Origin of the sequence: Aneurinibacillus sp. Ricciae_BoGa-3 (assembly GCF_028421645.1) — a bacterium.
In the GTDB taxonomy this organism is placed as follows: Bacteria; Bacillota; Bacilli; order Aneurinibacillales; family Aneurinibacillaceae; genus Aneurinibacillus_B.
Window position 1 is genome coordinate 3,323,500 of sequence record NZ_CP116887.1, and the last position, 24,586, is coordinate 3,348,085.

Below are 24,586 nucleotides of genomic sequence, written 5' to 3' on the forward strand. Positions count from 1 at the left end.
TCCTATGCGTCCACTTCTTCTTTCAGCACGCTTGCGCAGCGCTGGCATAAGGTAGGATGGTCTTTATCCTTTCCTACTTCAGGCGTAATAATCCAGCAGCGCTCGCACTTCTCTCCTTGTGCAGGAGACACGCGAACCGACAGGCCCTCAAGCTGTACGGCGTTCTCTGCAGGGGATTCACCTGGTTGATGCACATTCACTTCCGAAACAATAAACAGCTCTTTGAGATCGCGGCAGCCTGCGAGAGCCTGCGCCACTTCTTCACTCGGGTAAATGTCCAGTGCTGCAGCAAGTGATTGACCGATAACTTTATCACGGCGGGCCTCTTCAAGCGCCTTGAGTACTTCATCGCGAATTTCAACCAGCCGATCCCACTTAGCTTCAAGCGCACTGTCAAACAACTCTGTTTGTGCTTCCGGCATATCCACAAGCTGTACGCTCTCAGCTTGCTTGCCAGGAACATACTGCCATACTTCATCTGCTGTATGCGGAATAATAGGGGAAAGCAGGCGGACTAAATCACAAAGAATATCATACATAACCGTCTGGGCAGATCGGCGTGAAACAGAGTTGGTCGCATCTGCATATAAGCGGTCTTTAGAGATATCCAGATAGAATGCGCTGAGCTGAATGGTGCAGAAATTATGAATCGTGTGGTAAACCGTGTGGAACTGATATTCATCGTAAGCGCTGCGCACCTTCTGAATCACATGCTGGCCTTTATTGATCATGTATCGGTCCAGTTCATCTAATTGGTCGTACGGAAGGCGGTCCACCGCAGGGTTGAAACCTTCCAGATTGCCCAGCAGAAAACGGAATGTGTTGCGGATTTTACGATACACTTCAGCAATCTGCGTCAGAATCCCATCTGAGATACGCACGTCGGCCTGGTAATCAACTGAGGATACCCAGAGGCGAAGGATATCGGCGCCGAGTTTATCCATAATTTGTTGCGGTGCAATTACATTGCCCAGTGACTTGGACATTTTGCGTCCTTCACCGTCAAGCGTAAAGCCATGGCTTAATACACCTTTATAAGGAGCCTGTCCGTATACGGCTACAGCCGTCGAAAGGGATGAGTTGAACCATCCACGGTACTGGTCAGAACCTTCCAGGTACAGGTCGGCCGGCCACTGCAATTCATCGCGCCCGCGCAGCACAGCTGCATGGCTGGAGCCGGAATCGAACCATACGTCCATGATGTCTGTTTCTTTGCGGAATTCGTGGTGGCCGCATTTTGCGCATACACTGCCTTGCGGAAGCAGTTCCTGAACGTCTTTGGCAAACCAGGCAGAAGAGCCTTCCTGACGGAAAATATCAGACACTTTATTAATGGTATCATCGTTGATGAGCGGCTCGTTGCAGTCGCGGCAGTAGAAAATCGGAATCGGAACACCCCATACACGCTGGCGGGAAATACACCAATCTCCCCGGTCAGCGATCATATTGTGCAGCCGCTGTTCACCCCAGTACGGAGTCCATTTAACCTTTTTTATTGCTTCTAGCATCTGCTCGCGGAAACCGTCAATTGAAGCAAACCACTGTTCAGTGGCCCGGAAAATGATAGGCTGCTTTGAGCGCCAGTCATGCGGATAGGAGTGCGTAATGAAGCCAAGGTTAAGAAGCACACCGACTTCCTCTAATTTCTCCGTAACCAGTTTGTTTGCTTTATCGTAAAACACGCCCTCAAATCCAGGGGCTTCTTTGGTCATCATGCCCTTCTCATCGACCGGGCATAGCACATCGAGTCCGTATCTTTGTCCGAGATTAAAGTCTTCCTCCCCGTGCCCAGGCGCTGTGTGTACACAGCCTGTACCGGCCTCGAGCGTTACGTGTTCGCCGAGCAGCAGCGGGGACTTGCGGTCGTAGAATGGATGGCGGCAGACAACACCTTCTAAGTCGCTGCCTTTAAAGGTGGTAACAGTCGTATAGGAATCCCAACCAACCTGCTTCGCTACCGATTCAAGAAGGCCAGATGCAACGAGGAATTTCTCACTGCCTACCTGAACAAGTGAATACTCAAAATCCGGGTGAATGGCAATGGCAAGATTAGCCGGAATGGTCCACGGTGTGGTGGTCCAAATTACCACTTTATCCCCCTCGCTTAACTTCCCATTCCCATCAACCACAGGGAACGCTACATAAATAGAGGCAGATTTTTTATCTTTGTATTCAATCTCAGCTTCAGCCAGTGCCGTTTCGGAGGAAGGTGACCAGTAGACGGCTTTAAGGCCTTTATAAATATAGCCTTTCTTCGCCATTTCACCGAAAACTTTGATCTGGCGCGCTTCATATTCAGGCTGGAGTGTAACATACGGATGGTCCCAATCCCCGCGTACGCCGAGGCGTTTGAACTGGCCTTTCTGCTTCTCGACGTATGTCCATGCATACTCCGTGCAGCGATCACGGAACTCTACCACACCAACTTTATGGCGATCAATTTTTTCATTTTTAATGATGGCATGCTCAATCGGGAGGCCATGTGTATCCCAGCCTGGTACATATGGTGCGTTGAAGCCTGCTGCTGATTTATAGCGGACAATAAAATCTTTTAGTACTTTGTTTAGTGCATGGCCGATATGGATGTCCCCGTTTGCATAAGGCGGTCCGTCATGGAGTATAAATTTAGGGCGGTCTTTTGTGCGTTCCTGCACTTTATTATAAATATCCCTTTCTTCCCACCACTGTTGCATGTCAGGTTCGCGTTTTGGCAGGTTTCCGCGCATCGGAAACTCTGTCTTCGGCAGATGCAGTGTCTTACCATAATCCATATCTCTTCATCTCCTACAGTGTTCTACTTATTAATGAGAAAATAGCCTTCCCTACCCACACGGGACGAGAAGGCTATGTTATATCTTATCCCTGAATCTTTTTTCGCACGTCTTAAAAATTATAAATCAATTGTTAACAAACAGTCAATCTTTTATACCGATATGTACCTTTATCCCTCGACGCGCTGGGAGAAACCTTCTTCCAACTTCTCAAACTGCTCCCAGTCTGCGTTATCGAGCATAGCCAGCTGGGCTTCCAGCATGGAGCGGAAACGGGAACGATAAACAGCCGCCCGCTTCTTAAGTTCTTCTACTTCGTTAGAATACTTCTGTGATTTAGAGAGGGCCTCATTAATCATGCGGTCAGCATTTTTCTCGGCTTCTTTCACAATCAGCTCTGCCTCTTTGCGCGCGTTGCTTTTCATTTCATCCGCTGCTCCCTGGGCAACAAACATCGCTTTCTTCAGCGTCTCTTCAATGTTCTCAAAGGAAGCGATTTTTTTATCCCGCTCCGCGATTTTCTCCTCCAGCTCTCTTTTTTCACGAAGCAGCAAATCAAATTCCTTAATAATCTGGTCTAAAAACTCGTTAACCTGGTCTTCATCATATCCGCGGAATGAGCGGCTGAATTCCTTATTGTGAATATCTAATGGCGTAAGTGACACCGTAATCGACCTCCCGCTAATTTCTAACTTTTATTTTTCGACAAAAATGGCCAGAATCCTGCCGTCGAAGGCAAGAACTCCATCAGTCATAAATGCTTACTTCGATTCTAATGCGGCCTTTTTTTGTTTCCCCACCAACAGATGCAACTTTAAAACGGCCAAAGCCTTTAAACGACACGACATCCCCTTCTTCTAACCGAAGCGAAGGGTCATTCACTTCACGCCAATTTACCTTTACCCGGCCATTATGAATGGGCGGCAAGATTTTGGCACGGGAAATCCGGAATACGTCCCCTGCAATCGCATCGAGCCGCGGAGACTGCACAGTAAAGGAGAGGCTGCGAAAGGATTGATTCGGCAGGATTAGCCGGTCAGACGAAATGACTTCTACCAGAACGTTTGCCCTGTGAACCTGAGTCATATGCAGCCGGACATAATCTGCAATTTCCTGTGCGACAATGATTTGTGCATGTTCAGCATGTACGAGAATATCGCCAAATTTTTCACGTTTAATGCCCAGGCCAAGCAGCGCCCCAAGGTAATCACGGTGCTCCAGTGAAAGAAATTGGTTTGCGCCAGTCACATTCAGGATAGCCAGTCCAAAATCCTCTTCTACAGGTTCAATGAACTCAGGGTGCAGAACACCACGCATCCGTTCAGCACCGTCAAAACCTCCACGGGCCATGAAAAAAACCCCTGGTTCGCGACTTGCCAGCGCTTGGACAATAAATGCCTGCCGCGGATCTAGAAAATCGGTCCGAATGATTTCGTACCGATCCCGCACCCGCTGCGTCCACTCCAGCACCCGCTCAACAAAGGGGCGTTCTTCCGGTCTGAAATGATGATACAAACTCATAGTCTACGCACGCAATCCCGCAATATAACCGATTATCGTAAGCAGGCCGCTCTCCGCAAGCCGAAGCGCGAAGAAAGCAAGAATCGGCGAGATGTCGATCATGCCGAGCGGCGGGATAATGCGCCTGAATATGGATAGGTAGGGCTCAACGATACGGCCAAGTAACCGCCCGATGGACGTTTCCCGTATCTGTGGTACCCAGGACATTAAAATGTAAATGATAATCGCGTAGCTGTATATCTCAAACAAAACTTGTATTAAGCTAATAAGTTGAATCATCTTTTCACCTCGATTTATTAACCTCTTTCATCTAACATCATTTCTGTTATCATTCCCTGCATTTCCATGTGTTCCGGCACGCAAAGGAATGTGCCATACCCGATTTTCTGCATGGCGCCACTCAGTGCGTACACCGTGCCGCTTAAGAAATCCACAATGCGTTTTGCCTGATCCGGCGTCACGCGCTGCATGTTCACCACGACAGCTTTACGCGAACGAATTTGATCAGCAATCTCCTGAACTTCCTCGTATGATTTGGGTTCAATGAGAACTACTTTAGGAATTTGCTCCTTAACGGCGTGAAGACTGACCACGTTATCCTGCTTGCCCTTTTTCGGCCGGATGTATTCTTCCGCTTCTTCTTCTTCTTCTTCGTAATGCTCTTCTATTATTTCTTCCACATAATCGTCGCTGCCGATGCCGAAAAAGTCCTTAATTCTCGTCCCTACACCCATTTGTGCTCGTTCTCCTTTACACAAAAATTAGTTTCGTTCATCACCGACAAGAGTGGAACCCAGCCTGATAAAAGTAGCGCCTTCCTCAACCGCAATGTGGTAGTCGTTAGACATTCCCATGCTTAAATGGGGAAGGTGAAGGTCAGGGAACACGGCGCACAGTTCATCGCGCAACTCCCGTAATCCGAGAAATACCGGACGCGTCTCCTCTGGATCTTCCACATAGGGTGCCATCGTCATCAACCCAATTATTTCAATAGAAGGCAAATCTTTAATTTTGCGTATAAAATTCTCGACTTCATCCGGCTCAAGGCCATGTTTCGTCTCCTCACCAGAGATATTAACCTGAATAAAGCATTTCGTTATTGCGTTAGCGGCTAATCCGCGTTTGCTGATTTCAGCAGCCAGCGAGTACCTGTCAAGAGAGTGAACATATTCAAACTTCCCGATAATATCCCGCACTTTATTGGTCTGTAGGTGCCCAATAAAGTGCCAAGCTGCTTGTGGACCAAGCGCCTCCCACTTCGGCAGCGCATCCTGGCTTCTGCTTTCTCCAATATGATGAATGCCGGCTTCAAGCGCACGGCGCGTCGTCTCTAGGGATACATACTTGGTAACGGCAACAATCTGCACATTGGAAGAGCGTCCCGCCTTGCCGCATGCACTGTGAATCTTCTGTTGTACATTTTGCAGGTTTTCTTCAATAAATGACAATTCCGTTTTTACCCCTCTTTCAGTCCAATAAACGCTGTCATCCTGCCAGTTTTCCCGCCTTCCTTTCGGTGTGAGAAAAACAAGTCAGTGCGACAACCTGTACATAGTTGACTCACTTCGATGTGGGCATGAGGAATTCCTGCCTCCAAAAGCAAAATTCGATTGGTTTCCTGTAAATTTAGCATATATTTCTCCGTGCGGACAGACTCCAACACATCTTGAGCCTTTTCACCCAGCACTTCCTTAATTTTATCCGCCACCAAATCATTTACTTCGTAGCAGCAGGAGTGTATGGACGGGCCAATGGCTGCGTATATATCTTCAGGCTGAATACCCCACTGTTCTTTCATTTGAAGGGCCATTTTCTGCCCTATCCGGGCCACCGTCCCCTTCCAGCCCGCGTGGGCAACGCCTATCACCTGAAAGCGGGGTGAATAAAAAAACAGAGGAACACAGTCCGCATAGAAGGAAGCTAAGAATACATTACGCTTGTCAGTAAGAAGGCCATCAGCCGACGGAATAGCATCTTCCCGTGATTCGCGGCCTGCTCCAGCTTGTTCCTCGGCTATATAGACAATCCTGTCCCCATGCACCTGCTCACCGCATGTCCAGGATGAGAAAGAAAATCCGTTCTGTCTGGCAAGCCTTCTGCGGTTCTCGACTACATGTTCAACTCGATCTCCAACATGGAGGCCGCAGTTGAGGCTGTCGAATTCTCCACTGCTTGTTCCGCCATTACGAGTGGAAAAACCAGCTGAAATTCCCGGCCACATTTTTTCCCATGCGGCCAGATGCACACTTTCATTAATTAATGTAAATGCCTCCACGTTTTCCCCTCCTACATAGCATATTACCATTCCCGCGATTAGAAGAAAAGATAAAGGAGGTGCCTTCACCCCCTGTTCTATTACACTTCTTCCTTACCCGGCTTGAAGGGAACCACCGTCTCATCCAGGCGGACAAGTATAACGTCCCGCCCAATCTTCACAATGTTTTGCCATGGAATGACAATTTCCTCTGCACTTCCAAAAATACCTAGAAATTTGCCATTGCCCTTGCCGGGAACTACGATCCCTTCTATTCTTCCTGCTTTTGTATTGATTTCGAGGTCTGTTATCTGCCCGAGCTTCTTTCCATCCATCACGTTCACCACATCTTTAGTCTGGAACTCAGAGATTTTCAACATTGTTTTCCACCCCGTTTCATTAGCCCATCCCATTCTAGTATATGTATTAATTTTAAGAAATGTCCTAAAAGTGGTTTTTTATTAAATAACTTGTCAAGAGATAAAACCGGATGTATTATCATTCATGTAAATTTATAAATAAACAATTAAAGTTTATTAGAAAACTTGGCTGGCGCCAAGCCGAAGGCGACGGTTGACAGCCTTAGCCTAAGCTTATGTGGATAGAAAGCACACTTTCCTATCCACTAAATGAAGAAAGAGGAGCCTATATGATGAAAAAAATTACACTTCTTTTAGCGATGCTGCTGGTTATTATGGCAGCCGGATGCAGCAAGGGACCCGCTGCAAGCGGTGCTGCCGCACAATCAAACACCTTAGTGGCAGGGACCGATGCTTCGTTCCCACCTTTTGAATATATGTCTCCCACAGGTCAGCCTGAAGGATTTGACGTTGACCTCATCAAAGCCATTGGAGAAAATCAGAAATTGAATGTCGAAGTAAAACATACGGGATGGGACGGGATGATGAACGGGCTTAGTAATGGTACCGTAAAAATTGGCATCGCCGGGATCACCATTACCGACGACCGCAAAAAGTCATTCGATTTCACCGCGCCATATTTTACAGCCAAACAAGTTATCTTGGTAAAAGATAACGGACCGCTGGCAAACGTAAAACAGGTAGCAGATTTAAAAGGCAAGTTGATTGGGGTTCAAACGGGAACGACAGGTGCAAGCTTAGTCGAGAGCACTTTTGGAAAAGGCTACAGTAACATGAAAGGATACACCGATATCGCCAGTGCGATTGAAGACCTGCAAAATGGGCGCATTCAATCGGTTATTGCGGATAATGCTGTGATCAAGAAATTTGTTAATAAACTTAATTTAAAACAAGTGAAAATTATTGAAGATAGCTCCGTAAAAACTGAAACATACGGAATCGCTGTTAAAAAAGGCAGCAAAGAGCTGCTGGATAAGCTGAACAAAGGGCTTGCTGCTGTGAAACAAAATGGAAAGTTTGATCAACTATATAAAAAATACTTTGCAAACTAAAATAAAACCTCGCTTTTCCGTTATGGAGGAGCGAGGTTTTCTATTATGTTATAAGGGCTTGATCTTTTCTCTATTGTACATGCTTCTGCATCTGGGAGATAGCCGCTTTCTCCAGCCGCGATACCTGAGCCTGGGAAATGCCAATCTCCTGTGCCACTTCCATCTGTGTTTTACCCTGGAAGAAACGCATCGACAGAATCAGTTTCTCCCGGTCTGTCAGCCGGTGCATGGCCTGCTTGAGCGCGATTTCCTCTGTCCATTGTACATCCTTCTGCCTTTCATCGCTTATCTGATCCATGACAAAAATCGGATCGCCGCCATCCTGGTATATGGGTTCAAAAAGCGATACGGGGTCCTGGATAGCATCCAGCGCAAAAACCACATCTTCTTTTGGAATATTTAACGCCTCTGAAATCTCATAAATGGTAGGTTCCCGTGAGTTCTGATTCGTCAGCGAATCTCTGACCTGCAGTGCTTTATAGGCGATATCCCGCAGAGAGCGGGATACGCGAATTGGATTGTTATCCCGTAAATACCGCCGAATTTCACCGATAATCATAGGAACCGCATAGGTAGAGAACTTAACATTTTGGCTCAGATCGAAGTTATCGATGGCTTTCATCAATCCAATACATCCAACCTGAAACAAATCGTCAACATATTCCCCGCGATTATTAAAGCGCTGGATAACACTCAGCACCAGGCGCAGGTTTCCGTTTACAAGCTGTTCTCTTGCTGCGTAATTGCCGCTTTGCAGCTCAACAAATAGCTCCCGCATATGTACATTCGATAACACGGGTAACTTAGATGTGTCTACTCCGCAGATTTCTACCTTATTTCGTGTCACGTATTTCCCTCCTGAGGAGCCAGCGTTACTGATAAGTATCTCCGCAGGATGGAAAATTATGCAGGTGTTTAAGAATGCCGCCGATGTCTGCTATAGCATCTTATTGAATTCCTTTTGTAGGCGCTTAATAATTCTTTTTTCCAGCCGCGAAATATAAGACTGGGAGATGCCAAGTAAATCCGCTACATCTTTCTGCGTTTTTTCTTCCTCTCCATTCAATCCGAACCGCATTTGCATGATGACACGCTCTCTGTCTGTCAGCTTGTCAAGCGCTTTATAAAGCAGCTTTTTATCCACCTGTTCTTCAATATCACGGTAGATGATATCATTCTCTGTGCCGAGCACGTCGGAGAGAAGAAGTTCGTTGCCGTCCCAGTCAATGTTTAATGGTTCATCAAATGAAACTTCCGATTTTATCTTGTTGTTGCGGCGCAGAAACATTAAAATCTCATTTTCAATACACCGCGATGCATAAGTGGCAAGTTTGATTTTTTTCTCCGGATCAAACGTATTTACGGCCTTTATTAAACCGATGGCTCCAATGCTGACGAGGTCCTCGATATTAATTCCTGTGTTTTCAAATTTACGGGCGATATAGACGACAAGCCGCAGATTTCGTTCAATGAGCATCGCTCTTACTGCCGCATCGCCAGTGTGCAGCTGTCCCAGAAGGTACTCTTCTTCTTCTCTGTTTAGAGGCGGGGGGAGAGCTTCGCTTCCTCCGATATAATGGACCTCTTCGGCCTTTGCCCCCAGTTTTATTAGAAACCTGTACCACCACACCGTAAATTTGAGCCGCATCATTTTGCCAATCATTTTTCCCCCTCCCACCATGGAGATTTTTTAGGATGCCTGTTTATGCACAAGCGCCTTTGGATGAATAATAGCCTGGTAGCTGCCAGCCGATGAAAGACTTTCTGCCCGCAAACCAATATACATTTTTCCTTCATACGCTTCGCCATTTGTTTGGATTGTGACAGCATCCGGCCGAATCGCTAGCAGAAAGCTCATTTGCGCGGACACAGTGCGATAAGGTATCAACCGTATCCGGGGCAGCCATTGTTCATCAATCGCAGACAAATCGGTATCGAACCCGGTCCCCTTCCGCACAGCCTCCAATAGATTATCGGGCAGTACATTTTCCCACAAGGAAAGCTCCATAATACTGACAGGCGTACGGGTTAACGGATCATGCAACTGATTTCCAGTATCGATAAATCCTACACAGCGAACGTTTTTTTCACCGATAGTGACCAGTACATCTACGTGCTGCACATCCTGCTGTCTGCAGGCTTCCAGTCCTTTGTAGCCTTTTTTGCTAAGCCACCAGAGAAGCGGAAATCCTGCTGCAATCAAAAGCAGTGAAGGCCCTGAAACCGGCAGGCCGGCACCCGTGCGCGTGGCGGCTATCCCGTTTAGAATGACATTCTGCTGTTGAAACAAATAGTGAATGGCGAACAGGCCGCCTCCAATAAAAAAAGATATACAATAAAAGGACACGAGTACGCGTATAAACTTTCTCGGCTGCATCCTTCCAAATGAAATGAGGATCATTAAACAAGAGAAAATAAACTTCCAGAATAGCGTATAAGCGAAAGATAGAGGCGGAAAAAATAGAAACAACGTGTACAGCGCCCCGCAGGTAGAGGCGAGTGCCGTCCGTCGCCTTCTTAGTGATACCCGGCAGAAGTAGGCCGTTGCGGCTAGCAGCATAAAATCAATAATGAAATTGACTACAAAAATAACATCCGCATACATCACCACATTCGATTCGGGGCCTCCTTTCCTTTCCTGCTTAATCATTATCACACAGATAGACAGGGGATGGTCTTTAAATCGTATGAAAAATTAAGACAATTTATGCGAGATATTTAGACAATCGTTGACAAGAGTTAGAAAACATCGCAGGTATGTCGCCGCTCTTGCTTTCCCTCCAGAGAAGTTGAACGGCCGCTTTGTGTCACGCCGGGGGACCGTCATTAGGGAATCTTGGCTAGCGGCAAGCGTAAGCGCAGACGATGGCCTTAGATTCCTTTATACCGTTTAGGTGCAACATCTGGGTAACACAATGATGGAGACAGTTGACTGTCTTTTCGCCCTTTGTTCCACACGCTCCTCTGGGGAAAGCAAAGGCGGTCAGCCATAGCCTTGCGATGTTTTTCTCTTGTAACTTTTAGAAATCTTAGGGCTTTGTGTGATGCCGGCTTATATAAAAAAAGAGCCGGTTGGTACCGGTCCCTGTTGTTCTTATGGTTTTCACCTATGCATTTACCCGAATCTTAAAATAAATATCCTGCCCTGACCTTTCGGGTTCTCCGACTAATTCATAGCCATGCTTTACAGCTTCTTCCGGTACATTCCGGAAGGATTGCGGGCAATCCGCAATCACCTGCAACACCTGGCCTGCCTTCATATCTTTCAGGGCATCGAGCGTGTAGATAACGGGATAGGGGCAGGATTCCCCACGGATATCTAACACGAAATCAACTTTATCTGCCATCTTCTACACCTCCACTGTATCTTTCGAAATACTTTCTGAAGTTTTTAAGCCTTTGCCATACCGGTAGTTCTTCTCCCACCAGCGCGATAGGAAGAACCAGGCGAAAAGCATAGCCAGGGTTCCACAAAGCGCTCCGGCAGGCCCCCATGTGTGGATGAGGTTAATTTTGGGCCAGCCTTTCGCAAATGTATTGAAAATGCCAAGATGATCCCAGCCATATGCCAGGATTGAGGCGCCAACGATATTTCCCAGGCCGACGATCCAGAAGAGAACCTGGCCTTCCATCGCTCTATACATCATGCCTGTCTCACATCCACCGGCGAGCACAATGCCGAAGCCAAACAGCAGGCCGCCTATAATGGTGCTCGGCCCGACAATTTTAATCTGGGCTGGCGCTCCGTGCTGGATATAAAAGAAGGTAACGATGGTACTTACAATGATGCCAACCGCTATCGCTTTCGTCATGACGGCCCGTCCGCTTATCCATAAATCGCGGAACGCAGAAGTAAAACAGATTTGGCCTCGTTCAATTAAAATGCCGAACAGCAGGCCGGCAATGCATGCAGCGGCCAGCAATGGTTTACCGATGATAAAATAGCGAATGGTAATAACGGCATAAGCGAGGACAACGAACATGCCAATGATTGGCTGGAAGCTTCGTGCCGCCGTTGCGGCAGCCACTTGATTAGCAGGTGTGGCCCTGCGAAGATTAGGCTTGCCCCGCCACCACCGCGTATTGATCACTTTTACTCCCACATACGTCCCAATCGCCGTCGTAACCATAAAGACCCAAGAATGAAAAGAAAATTGCGGAACGCCTGTAAAGAAGGCAGCAAGATTACATCCCAATGCCAGCCGTGCACCAAATCCCGCAACGACTCCTCCAATAAAACCTTGGATAAGGCGTCGTTTTTGTTGGGGAATACGAATTTTGAAGCTATTACTCAACAGCACAGTGATGAGAGCGCCGCAAAGCATGCCTATGACAACCCAGCCATCCGTCCGATCCACCGGCGTTCCAGAAAAATGAATAAGTTTAAAATAAGCCCAATTGCTGACATCCACGCCAAACCACTGGAGAATGTGCCCGCCGAATCGCGTAAATTCTCCCGTTACAGCCCATACGGTGCCTGTAAAGCCAAAATAAAGCGCACTTAGAACGCCGGCAATACTGATGGATACATAGGGATTCCAATAACGCTGGAAAACAGTTCGATAAAGATCTCTTAGCATATACTCCCTTCCCTCTGTAAAAATAGATCAACAACATCTTATTGTATCATCGATTTCCCGGTTGTAGCACCCCTTTGCTAAAAATGGTGACAAAAACATCGTAGGCCATGCCGCTCTCTCCTTTCCCCTCATTGGAGCATTTACGGCCTCTTTGTGGAACGACGGGCGGACCGGCAAAACATCTGGGTATTTCAATGATGGAGACAGTTGCCGGTCTTTTTTCGCCCTTTGTTCCACACGCTCCACAGGGGGCAAGAAAGGTGCGGACATGCGCCTTACGATGTTTTCCTTTAGTAGAGTAGAGAACTGGGAAGCGAGGACAACAAAACCTCGTGGAGGGAAGGACGCCGAAAGGCAATACCCTACTTTGTTCAAGCATGTGGAGGAGGTAAGAGCAAGTGGAGGAGGTAAGAGCAAGTGAATGCAGTTAATCCTGCTAACTACGCCAAAGTAAAAGCTCAAGAACTTCAAAACAAGCTATATCTTGCCGCCAAGGAAAATCCGCATCGCAAGTTTCATGCGTTATACGATAAAATTTACCGGGAAGATATTCTTTGGGAAGCATGGAGACGAGTAAAAGGCAATCGAGGTAGCGGTGGAGTGGATGGCATAACCATTGACTCTATCATAAAAGAAAATGGAGAACAGCAACTGGTGGAAGAAATCCGTGACCAACTCATGAGAGGCACCTATCGCCCGTTGCCAGCACGGCGTAAAGAAATACCGAAGCCCGACGGGAAACTACGTCCGTGGGGGATTCCTACTATACGTGATCGCATCGTGCAAATGGCAACGAAAATAGTGTTAGAACCGATCTTTGAGACGGACTTCAAAGACTGTTCCTACGGCTTCCGTCCCAAACGGGACGCAAAGGGAGCGATCCGACACATTCGACGCGCCGTGAAAAAAGGCGTATATTGGGTAGTCGACGTGGACATTGAGAAATTTAGCGATATTAATTTAGAGTGGCCCTCGCCTATTTAAGTTAATTAACGTTTATTATCTATGTTTTTCTAATTAAATCGCAGTATTTCAGAATTACGTACCCGTTCGGGCACCGTAAGGTGCTTGAAAACAAGTTACTGGTTTACCGCATAAGCCTATGACAGTACGCATTTTACGCATCGGATGGCGTTGAGAAAGTTGTTTTAAGTCTGTAATGGTGATGTGTAGATAAATTTGAGTCGTATTTAGGCTCTTATGGCCTAATAATTTTTGAATGGCCACTAAATGAGCGCCTTCTTGCAAAAGGTGAGTAGCACATGTATGTCGCAATTTATGGGGAGTGACTTTCTTATCGATACCAGCTCGTGCCGCATATTTCTTAACCATAAACTGAATAGCTCGAGAAGTTAGCGCACCTCCCTTTTTGCTGACAAAGAGCTCAGAAATAGTGCTAGTTCTAGAAGTGAGGTAATCCTTAATGACGTCTTCAACGATTGAATCCAGTGGTACATATCGCTCCCGTCCCCCCTTTCCTTGAATCAGAATTCGTTTCTCTTCCCAATGGACATTACGTAGCTGGAGGGAGCAGATTTCACTTACTCGTAGTCCAACTGAGTAGATCAAAGTAAGGATTGCCCGGTCACGGCGGCCTAAAATAGTTGTGGTGTCTGGTTGGGTGAGTATCTGTTGAATTTCTTTGTTTTCTAAGACCACTGGAAGTCGTTCCGGTGTATCGAGAAGTTTCGGCCATTTTTTTCGTTCATCTTGTTTAGGAGTTATTATCTCCATAAGAATGAGATAGTCGATAAATGCTGAAAGGGTGGCCAATTTACGTTGCACAGCAGAAGAACCATTCTTACGGTCAACACGAAGGTAGCGGATATAATCCACAACCATTTTAGCTTTGGAGGGATTGTCCATTTGTGGGTAGTCATTTCTACAAAATGTTTGCCAAACTTTCATATCGATGGCGTAGGCATCGGCGGTTTTAGGACGACAACCTCGAACAAATTGGGTATAGTCGAGAAATTCTCTAAGAATGGCTTCATTATTCATGCTTTTTCTCTCCTGACACGGGTGGAATATTTCTGCGAAGTAGGCTAACGGCTTTTCTGATATCCTCGAAATCGGCGTGAGCATAGGGGGTGGTTTCTTTTAATGACTTATGTCCAAGTGCTTTAGCTATGACTTCTACTCTTCCACCTCGTTGGATAAGATGAGCCGTAAAAGTATGACGAATGGTATGAGGGCTAACAGGCTTTTCAATATGAGCAGCTTCGGAATATTTTCGTATACGCCTTGTTATGGTCCATGGTTTAATACGAGTTCCTTTTTGATTCAATAGGAAAGGGCCCGATTTGGCTTTGCGATAGAGTCCAACATACTTTTTTAAGTCGCCAATAGCTGCTTTAGGAATAGCTGTTTGACGATCACCTGATTTTCCTTCTCGTACATGAATCCAGCCTTCTTTTAGGTCCACATCTTCGATGTTTAGAGCACTCAGTTCTCCGACACGGAGCCCTGTTGCATAGAGTACCAAAAGAGTAATAAAGTCCGTAAAACCTTGGTTAGTTGAGCGATCAGGTGCAGAAAGTATACGTAGCATCTCTTCTTCCGTTAAATAGGTTTGTTCTTTCGGTTGTTTGGGTACCATTTTAAGTGCCTCCATCGGATTTTCAGTTCTCCAGCCACGGTCTATGGCGTAAGCCATAAATGAGCGAAGGTGGGATAGATTTTTGTCTATCGTACAAGGAGAGATTCCGGCTTGTCTACGAGCACTAAGCCAGCGAATGATGTCTACGGCACGTAACACCTCAATTCCTTTCTCCAGACAATGTGGACAGCCTACGGCAAATCGAGTAAGACTAAAACGAAATTCCTTTAACGTACCCTTCGAATATTTCTTCATACCCTCTGCAGTTCGAAGGAATTCTTGAATTTGTTCTGCTAATTTTCCTGTAAGAGGTTCAGCTATGGGAGTCATCGTATATTTTCGACGTAGTGGTTTATTTTGGCTAGATACGTTAACAATTTCCAACTTGGGTTTTGATGAACAAGACATTTCGTTGATAGGGTGTGACTCCAGTGTTGCTTCTATCTCTGGGTTTTGAATCCGAGTATAATGAAGGGTTGTTGTCAGCCGTTTATGGCCTAACCAGTCTTTGATTTGTACGATATTGCCTCCTTGTTGATACAGATGACTTGCACAAATATGGCGTAGTTGATGGGGGCGAAGGGATTTTTCCCACATCTCATGATATTTCCTAAAGGTAGCACCTATTAAGTTGTTGTCCATCGCTTCTTTCCGCCAGGTTAAGAATAGCGGTGCGTTAGGTTCAAGATCATTACGCGTAGCTAAATAAATCTGAAGTAATTCTAATATCTCATTAACGACGGGAACTCGCCGTTCTTTTCGCCCTTTTCCTTCTCGAATGATGAGAACTTGTTCTTCCCATAGAATATCTCTGATCTGTAAGTTTGCTGCTTCTCCAGCTCGAATGCCGGAGGCATACAAAAGAGCAAATAAGGCCAGATTACGCTTTCGGATAGGGTCGAATTGACGACGGCTCAAACAACTGTCGATTTGCCTTTTTAATTCCTTTAGGCAATCTTGAATTTCCTCTATTGAAGCGATCTCAGGTAAGGATTGATAAAGATCTAGATTCGTATACCTTAGATGACGAGCAGGATTTTCTAAACGTAATTCTTGCTGCACTAAATAATTAAAAAAAGAACGAAGTTGACTAATGATTACATTTCGGTATCCAAGAGATTTACTTTCTGTACGTTCAATACAGTAGTTCTCCAGGTGAACGAGTTGAACGTTTTGAAAGTTGATGGATAAGTTCTCCAGATATTGAGCTAGCTTTTTGAGTTCCCGCCAAGTAGCTTTCACCACTTTTGGCGTATATCCTCGAATAATGGTTTGATATTCTCGATAATCCTCGATGATAGATTCCATAAGATGTGTACCTCTCTGAAGTTAGTTTACAAGATCTCACGATCTTGTCTAGGGATGATCCTATGGGTCTATCTTATATCGCTAAATCCGGATACTTTGACAATATCCCGCATGAGAAATTGATGAAACTCGTGGAGCAAAGAATCTGCGACAGAAGAGTATTAAAACTCATACGGAAATGGTTGAAGGCAGGCTTCGTAAAAGCTGATCATTTTTACGAGACTGCAATCGGAAGTCCACAAGGCGGCGTTATTTCCCCTCTGTTAGCCAACATTTATCTTAATTACCTGGATACGATTTGGGAGAAGAAATTCACCGAACTCGGCACACTGGTGCGATATGCCGATGATCTCGTTATCTTGTGCAAAACCAAGAAACAAGCCTTAGAGTCGATCAGCGTGCTCAAAGCTGTGTTCTCAAAACTGGAGTTACAAATGAACACGTCTAAATCCAAACTGGTCAACCTATGGGGGGATCAAGAAGGTTTCGATTTCCTGGGGATGCATCACCGGAAAATTCCAAAACAGATTAAAGGAATGGAGCGCCATATCCTAAGAAGCTACCCTTCGAAGAAGGCCATGAAGAAAATGAAGCAAAAGGTAAAAGAAGTCACAGAGCCGAGAAATCGACTGTTCTGGACGATGAATCAGATGGTTGAAGAACTTAATCCACGCATACAAGGGTGGAGAAACTACTATGCCTTGGACTCGTTAGCCAATAAGTTTCTAAATAAAATCGACTGGTACATCCGAAAGAGACTCACACTGTTTTGGAATAAGAAACTCAATCGTCGTAAAAAGCATCATAAATTCGGACTGGTGGGCATCATGGCTCAAAAATCTGGATTAAAGACACTTGTGATCCGAGAAAGTACCGTAAAGCGGAGGAAAGAAGAACATCGGAAAGCCGGATGAGGGAAAACCTCACGTCCGGTTTGATGCAGGGGGAGCTGGAAAAGTAAAAGCGGACTTTCGTCCGCAATGAAATACGGTACTATGACCCCCTCCGACTCCCTTCCCGCAGCTCGCCATTTCACCTTTCGGGCTTATAAGGTCGCTCATTACGAAAAAAAAGAAATTTTTTTCCGTGCGGGGGAGGGTCTCCCCAGTTCCAGAAACAACTTTCACAGCATACCGATCCCCATACACCGGAGAGTTCTTCCATGCTGCGCTTCCAAGCTCTTCACACGTTCCTTGGCCTTCGCCCATATTCGCAAGGCTCGGCTCTCCCTTGTCCTTTTCAGGTTCTTTTTGGCGATGCGGCAGGATTCACTTCATGTTACGGTCTGCTGTTTTGCTTGCTCCCCTTGCGGGGCTACGTTTTCACAGGGCTTCAACCTTAGGATTTCTCCACCAGTTACCTGATAGCTACGAGGCGACTTGGCTCTTACCTCGACCGGACTTTCACCGGCAAGTTGTGCCTAGCTTGGCTAGGCGCGCCGAAAAAAAGAGCCGAATGAATATCGGCTCTTATCGTATCTTCTCTAAATTTGAGTGCTTACCTCTTCCGACGGCGATTGCGTAAGAATGTTGGAATATCGAGGTTGTTCAAATCCTGGTTGCCCACAGGATTTGCGCTGGGCTGACGAAGTTCCGGGCGAACAGGGAGATCATCGTCTGGCGTGTGCTGAGGCTGTGCCGCTGCTCGCTGCGAGGGTTTCTGCACACTGCTGACAGGCTGAACCTGAGGCCGCCGGCCAACCTGCTGCTGAGAATCCTCGAAGCCTGTGGCTATTACCGTAACCACGATCTCATCCTTCAGATTTTCGTTGATAACCGCACCGAATATCATGTTGACTTCTGCATCAGAAGCTGAGGCAACGATATCCGCTGCTTCGTTTACCTCATAAAGGCTTAAGTTTGTGCCGCCTGTAATATTCATAAGCACCCCGCGGGCGCCATCAATAGAAGTCTCAAGCAGAGGGCTGCAGATGGCTTTCTTAGCCGCTTCAGATGCTCGGTTTTCCCCGGTTGCAATCCCGATTCCCATTAAAGCGGAACCTCTCTCCGTCATGATGGTTTTGACATCGGCGAAGTCCAGATTGATCAGTCCTGGTACTGCAATCAAGTCAGAAATCCCCTGCACACCCTGACGCAGTACATTATCCGCTTCACGGAAGGCTTCAAGCATAGGGGTATTCTTGTCCACAATCTCCAGCAGCCTGTCATTGGGAATAACGATAAGCGTATCCACTTTTTCTTTCAGTGCCGCAATGCCATTGTCTGCCTGCTGGGCCCGCTTTCTGCCTTCAAATGTAAAAGGCCGCGTAACGACGCCAACTGTAAGGGCGCCAATTTCTTTCGCAATCTCAGCAATAACCGGCGCTGCACCCGTCCCTGTTCCACCGCCCATACCGGCTGTCACGAATACCATATCAGCTCCGCGCAGTGCATTTTCGATCTGCTCACGGCTTTCCTCCGCGGCTTTTTTACCTACTTCAGGATTGGCTCCCGCTCCAAGGCCTCGTGTCAGCTTCCCGCCAATCTGGAGTTTATGCTGTGCTTTGGAAAGATTCAGCGCTTGATAGTCGGTGTTCACTGCGATAAATTCCACACCCTGTATGCCGCCCTCAATCATCCGGTTTACTGCGTTGCTTCCGCCGCCGCCAACGCCGATTACTTTTATTTGAGCTAATGTTTCCATTTCTAGGTCAAAATCCAACATGGAATAAAGTCCCCCTCACTTATCATAACAGCCGTGCTAAATAAACTCGCTAAACCAGTTTTTTACTTTGTCAATCACACCACCCTGCTCCTTCGATTCTTTGGGAGCTTTCACAGGCGGTGCCTGTTTACGAGAGTTTTTAGCAACCGGGCTTGCTTTTGGCTCTGGCTGCTGCGGCAGCTGATGCATGTATTTGGATGCATATTTGATTAACCCTACTCCAGTCGTATAGGAAGGATCCCTAACACCTATGTAATCCGGAATCGCTACCCGTACAGGAGCACGCAATTCCTCGCGTCCGAGTTCAAGCATTCCCGGAAGGTTTGCAACCCCGCCAGTCAGTACAAACCCGTTCGGAATTCCTGTGCTGTAACCTAGCGAGTGCAGCTCATCTTCAACCAAGTTGAAGATCTCAGCCGCCCTGGGCTCTACTATGTTAGCCAGATCTACCTGGGTAAATTCTTTTTCCACGTCGCTTCCGATTCGTTTAACCTTAAATCTCTCATCTTCACTCGCTTCATCAATTAAAGCGCAGCAGTGCTTCATCTGCACTTGCTTGGCCACTTCGGTGGTGGTCCTAAGGCCAATCGCAATGTCATTTGTAATGTAGTCCCCACCAATAGGAAGCACAGAGAATGCACACAACGTTCCCATTTCAAAAACTGAAACCGTTGTGGATCCCGCGCCGATATCGACAAGTACCACTCCTAAGTTCTTCTCATCCTTTGTCAGTGCAATCCCGCTGGAAGCAAGCGGCATGAGGAACATCCCGGCAATAGACAGGCCGGCTCTTTCAATGCAGCGTACAAGGTTATGTATGACAGTCTTCGAACCCGTGATGATTGTGCCTTCCATCTCCAGACGAACCCCAATCATACCACGAGGGTCATTAATTTCTCCGAGGCCATCCACAATATACTGAACCGGCACCACATCAATGATTTCTCTCTCCGGAGGAATCGCGATTACCTGTGCAGCTTTCATTACCCGTTCGATATCTTCATCGCTAATTTCGCGATTCTCACTCGAAACAGCTACTACACCCTGACTTGGCTGCAGCTGAATATGATTGCCGGATATCCCTACAACAACGTGCCGAATGGATATGTCGACCATTCGTTCTGCCTGGTCTACTGCTTCTCTTATGGATTGAACGGTTTCATCAATATCAACTATCGCGCCTTTTTTTATTCCCCGGGATTCCGATACTCCCACGCCGATGATATTGATGGAATCCCCATTGATCTCACCAATGATTATCCTGACTTTGGATGTACCGATGTCTAAGCTGATTATATAATCGTTGTTGTTCATTTCTGGCACCTCCTTTACGTCCGTATAATACGTACGCCCAATCTTACTTATTTTAGTTCCACATAATCTGGAGTTTCCCTTTTTTTAAACGCAAAAAAATGCAAAAAAAGTGAATTAAACCATAGGGTCTTCCTTGTCGCGAAACCATCGCCCAATTAAAATCCGCCTAATTACCGCAATATTGTTGAAAAGACGGACACCAAAGGCAAAAATAGCCGCAAGGTATAAATCTACCCCCATATAAACGCCCAAAAACGCAAGTCCCGCTGCGAGCAGGGTATTGAAGAAGAATCCGGACATAAATACTTTTATATCAAAGAAGTTCTGCAGATAAGCCCGAATTCCTCCAAATACAGTGTCCAGCGCGGCAAGAACCGCTATGGATAGGTAGTTCCGGTATTCATCCGGGACACGAAATTCAAATGAAAGTCCCAGCGCCACTCCTATGATGAGACCGATAATTGGTAACCACATGCCCTATGACGCTCCTTTATCTACTGGTTTCATATACTGTACCGTGTTATCGCCGTTATATGCCGGCACAACCATGCTGTCCGATTTCGTCTGGGTAAACCTTTTGTTCAAGAAACGAAACCAGTCTTCCATAGAAGCACCGTCCGCCAGCGGAAGCTTCAACGAGGCTTCAAGCGTTTGCGGGTCCCCAATAGCATCCACGACATAAGGCATTTTGATTGGCTGTGTATCTACTTGAACGGTGTCCCCGACAAGGCGAATTGAAGTTGAAACAATAACGCGATGGCCGTTAATCGAAATGGCTTTGGCCCCATTCGAAAAAAGAAGGCTTGTCAAGTCAAGCAAATCCTCATCATTGACAGGGGATTGTAGATTATCAGGTCCTGCTGAGTGAGGAGAACCTTCCTCGATCATGATGCGAATACCTGATCCCTTGGCTTCAGCAAATCCGCTATCTGATTTGAGATGGTCAAGCTGATCCTGAACCACCTTGAGGCTGCTCCCTTCATTAATTGATGTTTCATATTCACTCAACAGCTGTTCGTAATTTCCTATATCATTTAGCAGCTTTTGGTGTTTTTCGATTTGCTTTTGCAAATCCTGTCGAAGCTGGGTAACATCCTGTTTCTCAGCCATGCTTGTAGTCTTATGTGACTGATACTGAATGGCCAGCATGAACCCTATAATAATACTAATTATTGTGATAATGAATGGGACCTGCCGATTATTTTTCATCGTATTTTGACCCCTTGCAACCTCATGATTTATTTGCCTGATTGGCACCAACGTAACCTGGAAGGTCTACTTTATCTGACACGGCAATTTTAACCATAACCGTCTTTTGCTTCAAAATATCTACAATGCCACCAGGCATTTCCAGAGCAGTAGCCAGCGTGCTTTTATTACCGATTGCCCGGATCACAAAGGGCGGTGCCAGTCTGGTTTCGTTTAATATGACGGTTGGTCCCACACAGCGGACGCTTGAATTGGTAACGAAGCGCTGGTCGTTTACGGATACCCCTTCAGCACCAGCGGCGAATAGCTCGTTCACCACGGAACGGATATTCTTGTCATGCACGATTCCATTCGCCACGTCTGCCATATTCCGCGCGTCCTTGCTGTCATCCAGTGTTACAATGACTCCTGGTCCTGTCACGGGTACCACTCCAGCCTTCATGCGCAGAGCGTCAAGCTCCCGCACAATCTGCTTGGACACAAGCTGGCGGCCTGACAGCTCTTTTTCTTTGCCATCCACTTCTGTCCTGAGTTTCTGAAGTTTAGCTGCAAGGGCTTCGTTTGTTTCTTTTTCGTAAATGATTCTATCATTAATGGCAACCTTCTTGTCCCATTCATTGTCAGCTGTAAGAGTCGCTTGTTTCATTCCATTAACGGTAAACTGAATGGAATAAGCAAGCATAAACCCTAAGACAAGGGTGACAAGCGTTACGTACACATGAATCTTACGGACTTGCAGTTTTGCTCTTATCTGACTTTTTTTGCGTTGATTGCCCGGAGTCTGTTTGTTGGGTGTCAGACTTTGTGGCGTCGGACTGTTTGGCATCTGGCGGCTGGGGGTAAGGCTCAAACCATTTCACCTCTGATAAATTAATAATTCCTTCTGTTTTGCCCTCTTGTTTTAGGCTTTGTACAAATGATGGATACCAGGCCATATAATCAGCAAACTTTGCCAGCGTCGTATGCACCTCAAACCCGTCCTTCATAAAAAGAATAAGGCGCTGCGAATCCTGCGGGGAATTGCTGATTTCAGATATCTGCTGTGAGACGGCCGGCCCTGTTTTCCCAAGTTGGACCGCAAGTACTGGCAGTTGTGCCGGGCCTGTCCAATTCCGGATAATCGGTTTGTCGACCGCTGTTTCGTTTACCGGATGGTTTTGTAAAATACTGCCTGTGCTCGTTACAGGGTACAGCCGGCCCGCTTTATCCATCAGGAGGGCAACAAGCGGTTTTTCTTTAATATGGAGTTCTATTTTACCAGGGAAGCTCTTGATAATATCAACAGATTGTACAGCAGGATTTGTCTTTAGAATCGAATCTGCTACCTTGTTTTTATCGATAAACAGAAACTGCATATTAAAGGAAAGTCCGGAATTTTTAATAATTTCGTCCCTGGTAGCGTACTGGTTACCAGTGACGCTAATACTCTGAAGTTTGCTAATAGAAGATCGGAAAAAAAGAACGAGCAAGACAACCATAAAAAAGATAAACACAAGCAAAAGGAGGGGTTTATTTGCTGCTTTTTTTCTTTTTTCTTCTCTTAGGCGCGGAATTTTTTCATTTTGGGCCATACTGTTAATCCTCCGGGTTTACACCTCTAAAACTTAGAAAAGCGGCATATATTAGATATGCCGCTTCACATGAACATTCATATACCGGTTGAAAGAAGAGGGTCATTCGTAAGCCGGGTGATTCGGGCTCCGAGAGAGGCCAGTTGATGTTCGATGGCATCATATCCACGGTCAATGTGATGCGCACCTGTTACCCTGGTTTCGCCTTCTGCAGCCAGCCCCGCAAGAATAAGAGCGGCGCCTGCACGCAAGTCGGTAGCCTCCACTGTGGTTCCAGACAGTTTCGAAACGCCCCGAATAAATGCTGTATTCAAATCAATTTGAATATCGGCCCCCAAGCGGTTCAATTCGGTTACATGCCTAAACCTTCCTTCGAACACTGTTTCTTTCATAATACTGCACCCCTCTGCAAGCGACAGAAATGCCATCATCTGGGCCTGCATATCCGTCGGGAACCCTGGATAGGGTGCTGTAACAATGCGGTCGATTGCTCTATAGTTACGCTTCGTCTTCACTTTCATTATATCATGGGTGCTTTCGATTTCAACACCGCTTTGAGAGGTAAGATCAAGAAGTGAAATGAGATGTTTCGGTTCCACATTCGTGAGCGTTACTTCTCCTTTCGTAATCGCGGATGCTAGAATCATTGTACCGGTAACAATTCTGTCCGGAATAATTCTGTACTCCGCCGGGTATAGATGCTGAGTCCCGCTAATGACGATCGTGTCCGTGCCTGCCCCGCGTATGCGGGCTCCCAGCTGGTTTAAAAAGTTCTGCAGGTCTATAATCTCCGGTTCACGGGCAGCATTATAAATAATCGTTTCACCCTCAGCTCGAACGGCGGCCATCATAATATTTTCCGTGGCACCGACACTGGGATAATCAAGAAAAATGGAATTACCTTTTAATTGGGCAGCCTGGCAGCGAATGTAACCTTCTTCCTCAATAATGGTTGCTCCGAGAGCCTCAAGCCCTTTGTAATGGAGGTTGATGCGGCGCTCACCAATGGCACAGCCGCCCGGGCGGGATAAAATAATCTCGCCGCAGCGTGCAAGCATGGGCCCCATTAAGAAAATGGAAGAGCGCATCTGGCCCATTAAGTCATGCGGTACGTAACAAGAGGTCAAATTTGACGTATCCACATGGACTGTAGAATTTTTATGCTCACATTGGACACCAAGTGAGGTGAGTATCTTTAACATGACCTCTATATCCAAAAGATGGGGCACATCATATAGAGTATAGCTCCCCCCCGCCAATACCGTTGCAGCAAGAATCGGGAGGGCTGCATTTTTGGCCCCCTGGATGTGCAGTTCTCCGTACAGGGGTGTTCCACCCCGGATTGAGAATGTATCCAACGTTT

25 protein-coding genes are annotated in these 24,586 nt (G+C 46.4%); 3 read left to right on the top strand and 22 right to left on the bottom strand.

What is annotated here, in order from left to right; translation table 11 throughout:
* Positions 1-2: 2 nt before the first annotated feature.
* From ileS to PP175_RS16835, 8 genes are all read right to left on the bottom strand, one after another.
* Positions 3-2,771 (bottom strand): isoleucine--tRNA ligase, encoded by a 2,769-nt coding sequence (gene ileS / locus PP175_RS16800; protein WP_272439464.1) that lies wholly within the window; start codon positions 2,769-2,771, stop codon positions 3-5.
* Between the two features lie 170 nt (positions 2,772-2,941).
* Positions 2,942-3,436, bottom strand: a complete 495-nt coding sequence (locus PP175_RS16805) for a DivIVA domain-containing protein (protein WP_272439465.1) — start codon at positions 3,434-3,436, stop codon at positions 2,942-2,944.
* A gap of 82 nt (positions 3,437-3,518) precedes the next feature.
* Complete coding sequence (locus PP175_RS16810) at positions 3,519-4,292, bottom strand: YlmH family RNA-binding protein (protein WP_272439466.1); 774 nt, start codon at positions 4,290-4,292, stop codon at positions 3,519-3,521.
* Positions 4,293-4,295: 3 nt separating this feature from the next.
* Positions 4,296-4,571: a YggT family protein gene (locus PP175_RS16815; protein ID WP_272439467.1), complete on the bottom strand. Its 276-nt coding sequence runs from the start codon at positions 4,569-4,571 to the stop codon at positions 4,296-4,298.
* 17 nt (positions 4,572-4,588) lie between these two features.
* Positions 4,589-5,026: a cell division protein SepF gene (locus PP175_RS16820; protein ID WP_272439468.1), complete on the bottom strand. Its 438-nt coding sequence runs from the start codon at positions 5,024-5,026 to the stop codon at positions 4,589-4,591.
* 27 nt (positions 5,027-5,053) lie between these two features.
* Complete coding sequence (locus PP175_RS16825; RefSeq protein ID WP_272439469.1) at positions 5,054-5,740, bottom strand: YggS family pyridoxal phosphate-dependent enzyme; 687 nt, start codon at positions 5,738-5,740, stop codon at positions 5,054-5,056.
* Between the two features lie 8 nt (positions 5,741-5,748).
* Positions 5,749-6,567, bottom strand: a complete 819-nt coding sequence (pgeF, locus tag PP175_RS16830) for a peptidoglycan editing factor PgeF (RefSeq protein WP_272439470.1) — start codon at positions 6,565-6,567, stop codon at positions 5,749-5,751.
* An 80-nt stretch (positions 6,568-6,647) separates the two neighbouring features.
* A complete protein-coding gene (locus tag PP175_RS16835; protein WP_272439471.1) occupies positions 6,648-6,926 on the bottom strand; it encodes a YlmC/YmxH family sporulation protein in 279 nt (92 codons plus the stop codon).
* A gap of 269 nt (positions 6,927-7,195) precedes the next feature.
* Between PP175_RS16835 and PP175_RS16840 the strand changes: the two genes are divergently transcribed.
* Positions 7,196-7,978 carry a basic amino acid ABC transporter substrate-binding protein gene (locus PP175_RS16840; protein WP_272439472.1) on the top strand — a complete coding sequence of 261 codons (783 nt, stop codon included), beginning with the start codon at positions 7,196-7,198 and terminating at the stop codon, positions 7,976-7,978.
* Positions 7,979-8,048: 70 nt separating this feature from the next.
* Here the strand turns inward: PP175_RS16840 and sigG are convergent, their stop codons facing one another.
* The 5 genes from sigG to yedE all read right to left on the bottom strand — a co-directional run bounded on the left by sigG (position 8,049) and on the right by yedE (position 12,558).
* Positions 8,049-8,825: an RNA polymerase sporulation sigma factor SigG gene (sigG, locus tag PP175_RS16845; protein ID WP_272439473.1), complete on the bottom strand. Its 777-nt coding sequence runs from the start codon at positions 8,823-8,825 to the stop codon at positions 8,049-8,051.
* A gap of 90 nt (positions 8,826-8,915) precedes the next feature.
* Complete coding sequence (gene sigE / locus PP175_RS16850; RefSeq protein ID WP_442870476.1) at positions 8,916-9,629, bottom strand: RNA polymerase sporulation sigma factor SigE; 714 nt, start codon at positions 9,627-9,629, stop codon at positions 8,916-8,918.
* A gap of 39 nt (positions 9,630-9,668) precedes the next feature.
* On the bottom strand, positions 9,669-10,583 hold the full coding sequence (gene spoIIGA, locus PP175_RS16855; protein ID WP_272443299.1) for a sigma-E processing peptidase SpoIIGA: 915 nt from the start codon (positions 10,581-10,583) through the stop codon (positions 9,669-9,671).
* Between the two features lie 502 nt (positions 10,584-11,085).
* Entirely contained in the window at positions 11,086-11,325 is a 240-nt protein-coding gene (gene yedF / locus PP175_RS16860; protein WP_272439475.1) for a sulfurtransferase-like selenium metabolism protein YedF, read from the bottom strand.
* Positions 11,326-11,328: 3 nt separating this feature from the next.
* The gene (gene yedE / locus PP175_RS16865; protein ID WP_272439476.1) at positions 11,329-12,558 is read right to left on the bottom strand and encodes a selenium metabolism membrane protein YedE/FdhT; all 1,230 of its coding nucleotides are present in this window, start codon (positions 12,556-12,558) and stop codon (positions 11,329-11,331) included.
* A 417-nt stretch (positions 12,559-12,975) separates the two neighbouring features.
* Between yedE and PP175_RS16870 the strand changes: the two genes are divergently transcribed.
* Positions 12,976-13,542, top strand: coding sequence for a reverse transcriptase domain-containing protein (locus PP175_RS16870; protein ID WP_272439477.1), 567 nt, complete (start codon positions 12,976-12,978; stop codon positions 13,540-13,542).
* Positions 13,543-13,596: 54 nt separating this feature from the next.
* Here PP175_RS16870 and xerA read toward each other — a convergent pair whose 3' ends face one another.
* Together xerA and PP175_RS16880 are read right to left on the bottom strand one after the other, a co-directional pair.
* Positions 13,597-14,559: a site-specific tyrosine recombinase/integron integrase gene (gene xerA / locus PP175_RS16875; RefSeq protein ID WP_272439344.1), complete on the bottom strand. Its 963-nt coding sequence runs from the start codon at positions 14,557-14,559 to the stop codon at positions 13,597-13,599.
* On the bottom strand, positions 14,552-16,465 hold the full coding sequence (locus PP175_RS16880; RefSeq protein ID WP_272439478.1) for a tyrosine-type recombinase/integrase: 1,914 nt from the start codon (positions 16,463-16,465) through the stop codon (positions 14,552-14,554). Before PP175_RS16880 ends, xerA begins: the two co-directional genes overlap by 8 nt.
* A 62-nt stretch (positions 16,466-16,527) precedes the next feature.
* On the opposite strand from PP175_RS16880, the gene PP175_RS16885 reads away from it, so the two are divergent.
* Complete coding sequence (locus PP175_RS16885) at positions 16,528-17,379, top strand: reverse transcriptase domain-containing protein (RefSeq protein ID WP_272439479.1); 852 nt, start codon at positions 16,528-16,530, stop codon at positions 17,377-17,379.
* A gap of 583 nt (positions 17,380-17,962) precedes the next feature.
* Here PP175_RS16885 and ftsZ read toward each other — a convergent pair.
* From ftsZ to murA, 7 genes are all read right to left on the bottom strand, one after another.
* Positions 17,963-19,129, bottom strand: a complete 1,167-nt coding sequence (gene ftsZ / locus PP175_RS16890) for a cell division protein FtsZ (protein WP_272439480.1) — start codon at positions 19,127-19,129, stop codon at positions 17,963-17,965.
* A gap of 36 nt (positions 19,130-19,165) precedes the next feature.
* Positions 19,166-20,443, bottom strand: a complete 1,278-nt coding sequence (ftsA, locus tag PP175_RS16895) for a cell division protein FtsA (RefSeq protein WP_272439481.1) — start codon at positions 20,441-20,443, stop codon at positions 19,166-19,168.
* 114 nt (positions 20,444-20,557) lie between these two features.
* On the bottom strand, positions 20,558-20,917 hold the full coding sequence (locus PP175_RS16900; RefSeq protein WP_272439482.1) for a small basic family protein: 360 nt from the start codon (positions 20,915-20,917) through the stop codon (positions 20,558-20,560).
* 3 nt (positions 20,918-20,920) lie between these two features.
* Entirely contained in the window at positions 20,921-21,652 is a 732-nt protein-coding gene (locus PP175_RS16905; RefSeq protein ID WP_272439483.1) for a DUF881 domain-containing protein, read from the bottom strand.
* Positions 21,653-21,674: 22 nt separating this feature from the next.
* The gene (locus PP175_RS16910; RefSeq protein ID WP_334314217.1) at positions 21,675-22,478 is read right to left on the bottom strand and encodes a DUF881 domain-containing protein; all 804 of its coding nucleotides are present in this window, start codon (positions 22,476-22,478) and stop codon (positions 21,675-21,677) included.
* On the bottom strand, positions 22,378-23,223 hold the full coding sequence (locus PP175_RS16915) for a cell division protein FtsQ/DivIB (protein ID WP_272439484.1): 846 nt from the start codon (positions 23,221-23,223) through the stop codon (positions 22,378-22,380). The genes PP175_RS16910 and PP175_RS16915 overlap by 101 nt, the downstream gene beginning before the upstream one ends.
* 77 nt (positions 23,224-23,300) lie before the next feature.
* The gene (murA, locus tag PP175_RS16920) at positions 23,301-24,581 is read right to left on the bottom strand and encodes a UDP-N-acetylglucosamine 1-carboxyvinyltransferase (RefSeq protein WP_272439485.1); all 1,281 of its coding nucleotides are present in this window, start codon (positions 24,579-24,581) and stop codon (positions 23,301-23,303) included.
* Positions 24,582-24,586: the final 5 nt, after the last annotated feature.

Bases quoted from the DNA above. Each gene is read 5' to 3' on its own strand.
- ileS (WP_272439464.1), bottom strand. From the start codon at position 2,771: ATGGATTATGGTAAGACACTGCATCTGCCGAAGACAGAGTTTCCGATG.
- PP175_RS16810 (WP_272439466.1), bottom strand. From the start codon at position 4,292: ATGAGTTTGTATCATCATTTCAGACCGGAAGAACGCCCCTTTGTTGAG.
- PP175_RS16815 (WP_272439467.1), bottom strand. From the start codon at position 4,571: ATGATTCAACTTATTAGCTTAATACAAGTTTTGTTTGAGATATACAGC.
- PP175_RS16820 (WP_272439468.1), bottom strand. From the start codon at position 5,026: ATGGGTGTAGGGACGAGAATTAAGGACTTTTTCGGCATCGGCAGCGAC.
- PP175_RS16835 (WP_272439471.1), bottom strand. From the start codon at position 6,926: ATGTTGAAAATCTCTGAGTTCCAGACTAAAGATGTGGTGAACGTGATG.
- PP175_RS16840 (WP_272439472.1), top strand. From the start codon at position 7,196: ATGATGAAAAAAATTACACTTCTTTTAGCGATGCTGCTGGTTATTATG.
- sigE (WP_442870476.1), bottom strand. From the start codon at position 9,629: ATGATGCGGCTCAAATTTACGGTGTGGTGGTACAGGTTTCTAATAAAA.
- spoIIGA (WP_272443299.1), bottom strand. From the start codon at position 10,583: ATGTATGCGGATGTTATTTTTGTAGTCAATTTCATTATTGATTTTATG.
- yedF (WP_272439475.1), bottom strand. From the start codon at position 11,325: ATGGCAGATAAAGTTGATTTCGTGTTAGATATCCGTGGGGAATCCTGC.
- yedE (WP_272439476.1), bottom strand. From the start codon at position 12,558: ATGCTAAGAGATCTTTATCGAACTGTTTTCCAGCGTTATTGGAATCCC.
- xerA (WP_272439344.1), bottom strand. From the start codon at position 14,559: ATGAATAATGAAGCCATTCTTAGAGAATTTCTCGACTATACCCAATTT.
- PP175_RS16880 (WP_272439478.1), bottom strand. From the start codon at position 16,465: ATGGAATCTATCATCGAGGATTATCGAGAATATCAAACCATTATTCGA.
- PP175_RS16885 (WP_272439479.1), top strand. From the start codon at position 16,528: ATGGGTCTATCTTATATCGCTAAATCCGGATACTTTGACAATATCCCG.
- ftsZ (WP_272439480.1), bottom strand. From the start codon at position 19,129: ATGTTGGATTTTGACCTAGAAATGGAAACATTAGCTCAAATAAAAGTA.
- ftsA (WP_272439481.1), bottom strand. From the start codon at position 20,443: ATGAACAACAACGATTATATAATCAGCTTAGACATCGGTACATCCAAA.
- PP175_RS16900 (WP_272439482.1), bottom strand. From the start codon at position 20,917: ATGTGGTTACCAATTATCGGTCTCATCATAGGAGTGGCGCTGGGACTT.
- PP175_RS16905 (WP_272439483.1), bottom strand. From the start codon at position 21,652: ATGAAAAATAATCGGCAGGTCCCATTCATTATCACAATAATTAGTATT.
- PP175_RS16910 (WP_334314217.1), bottom strand. From the start codon at position 22,478: ATGCCAAACAGTCCGACGCCACAAAGTCTGACACCCAACAAACAGACT.
- PP175_RS16915 (WP_272439484.1), bottom strand. From the start codon at position 23,223: ATGGCCCAAAATGAAAAAATTCCGCGCCTAAGAGAAGAAAAAAGAAAA.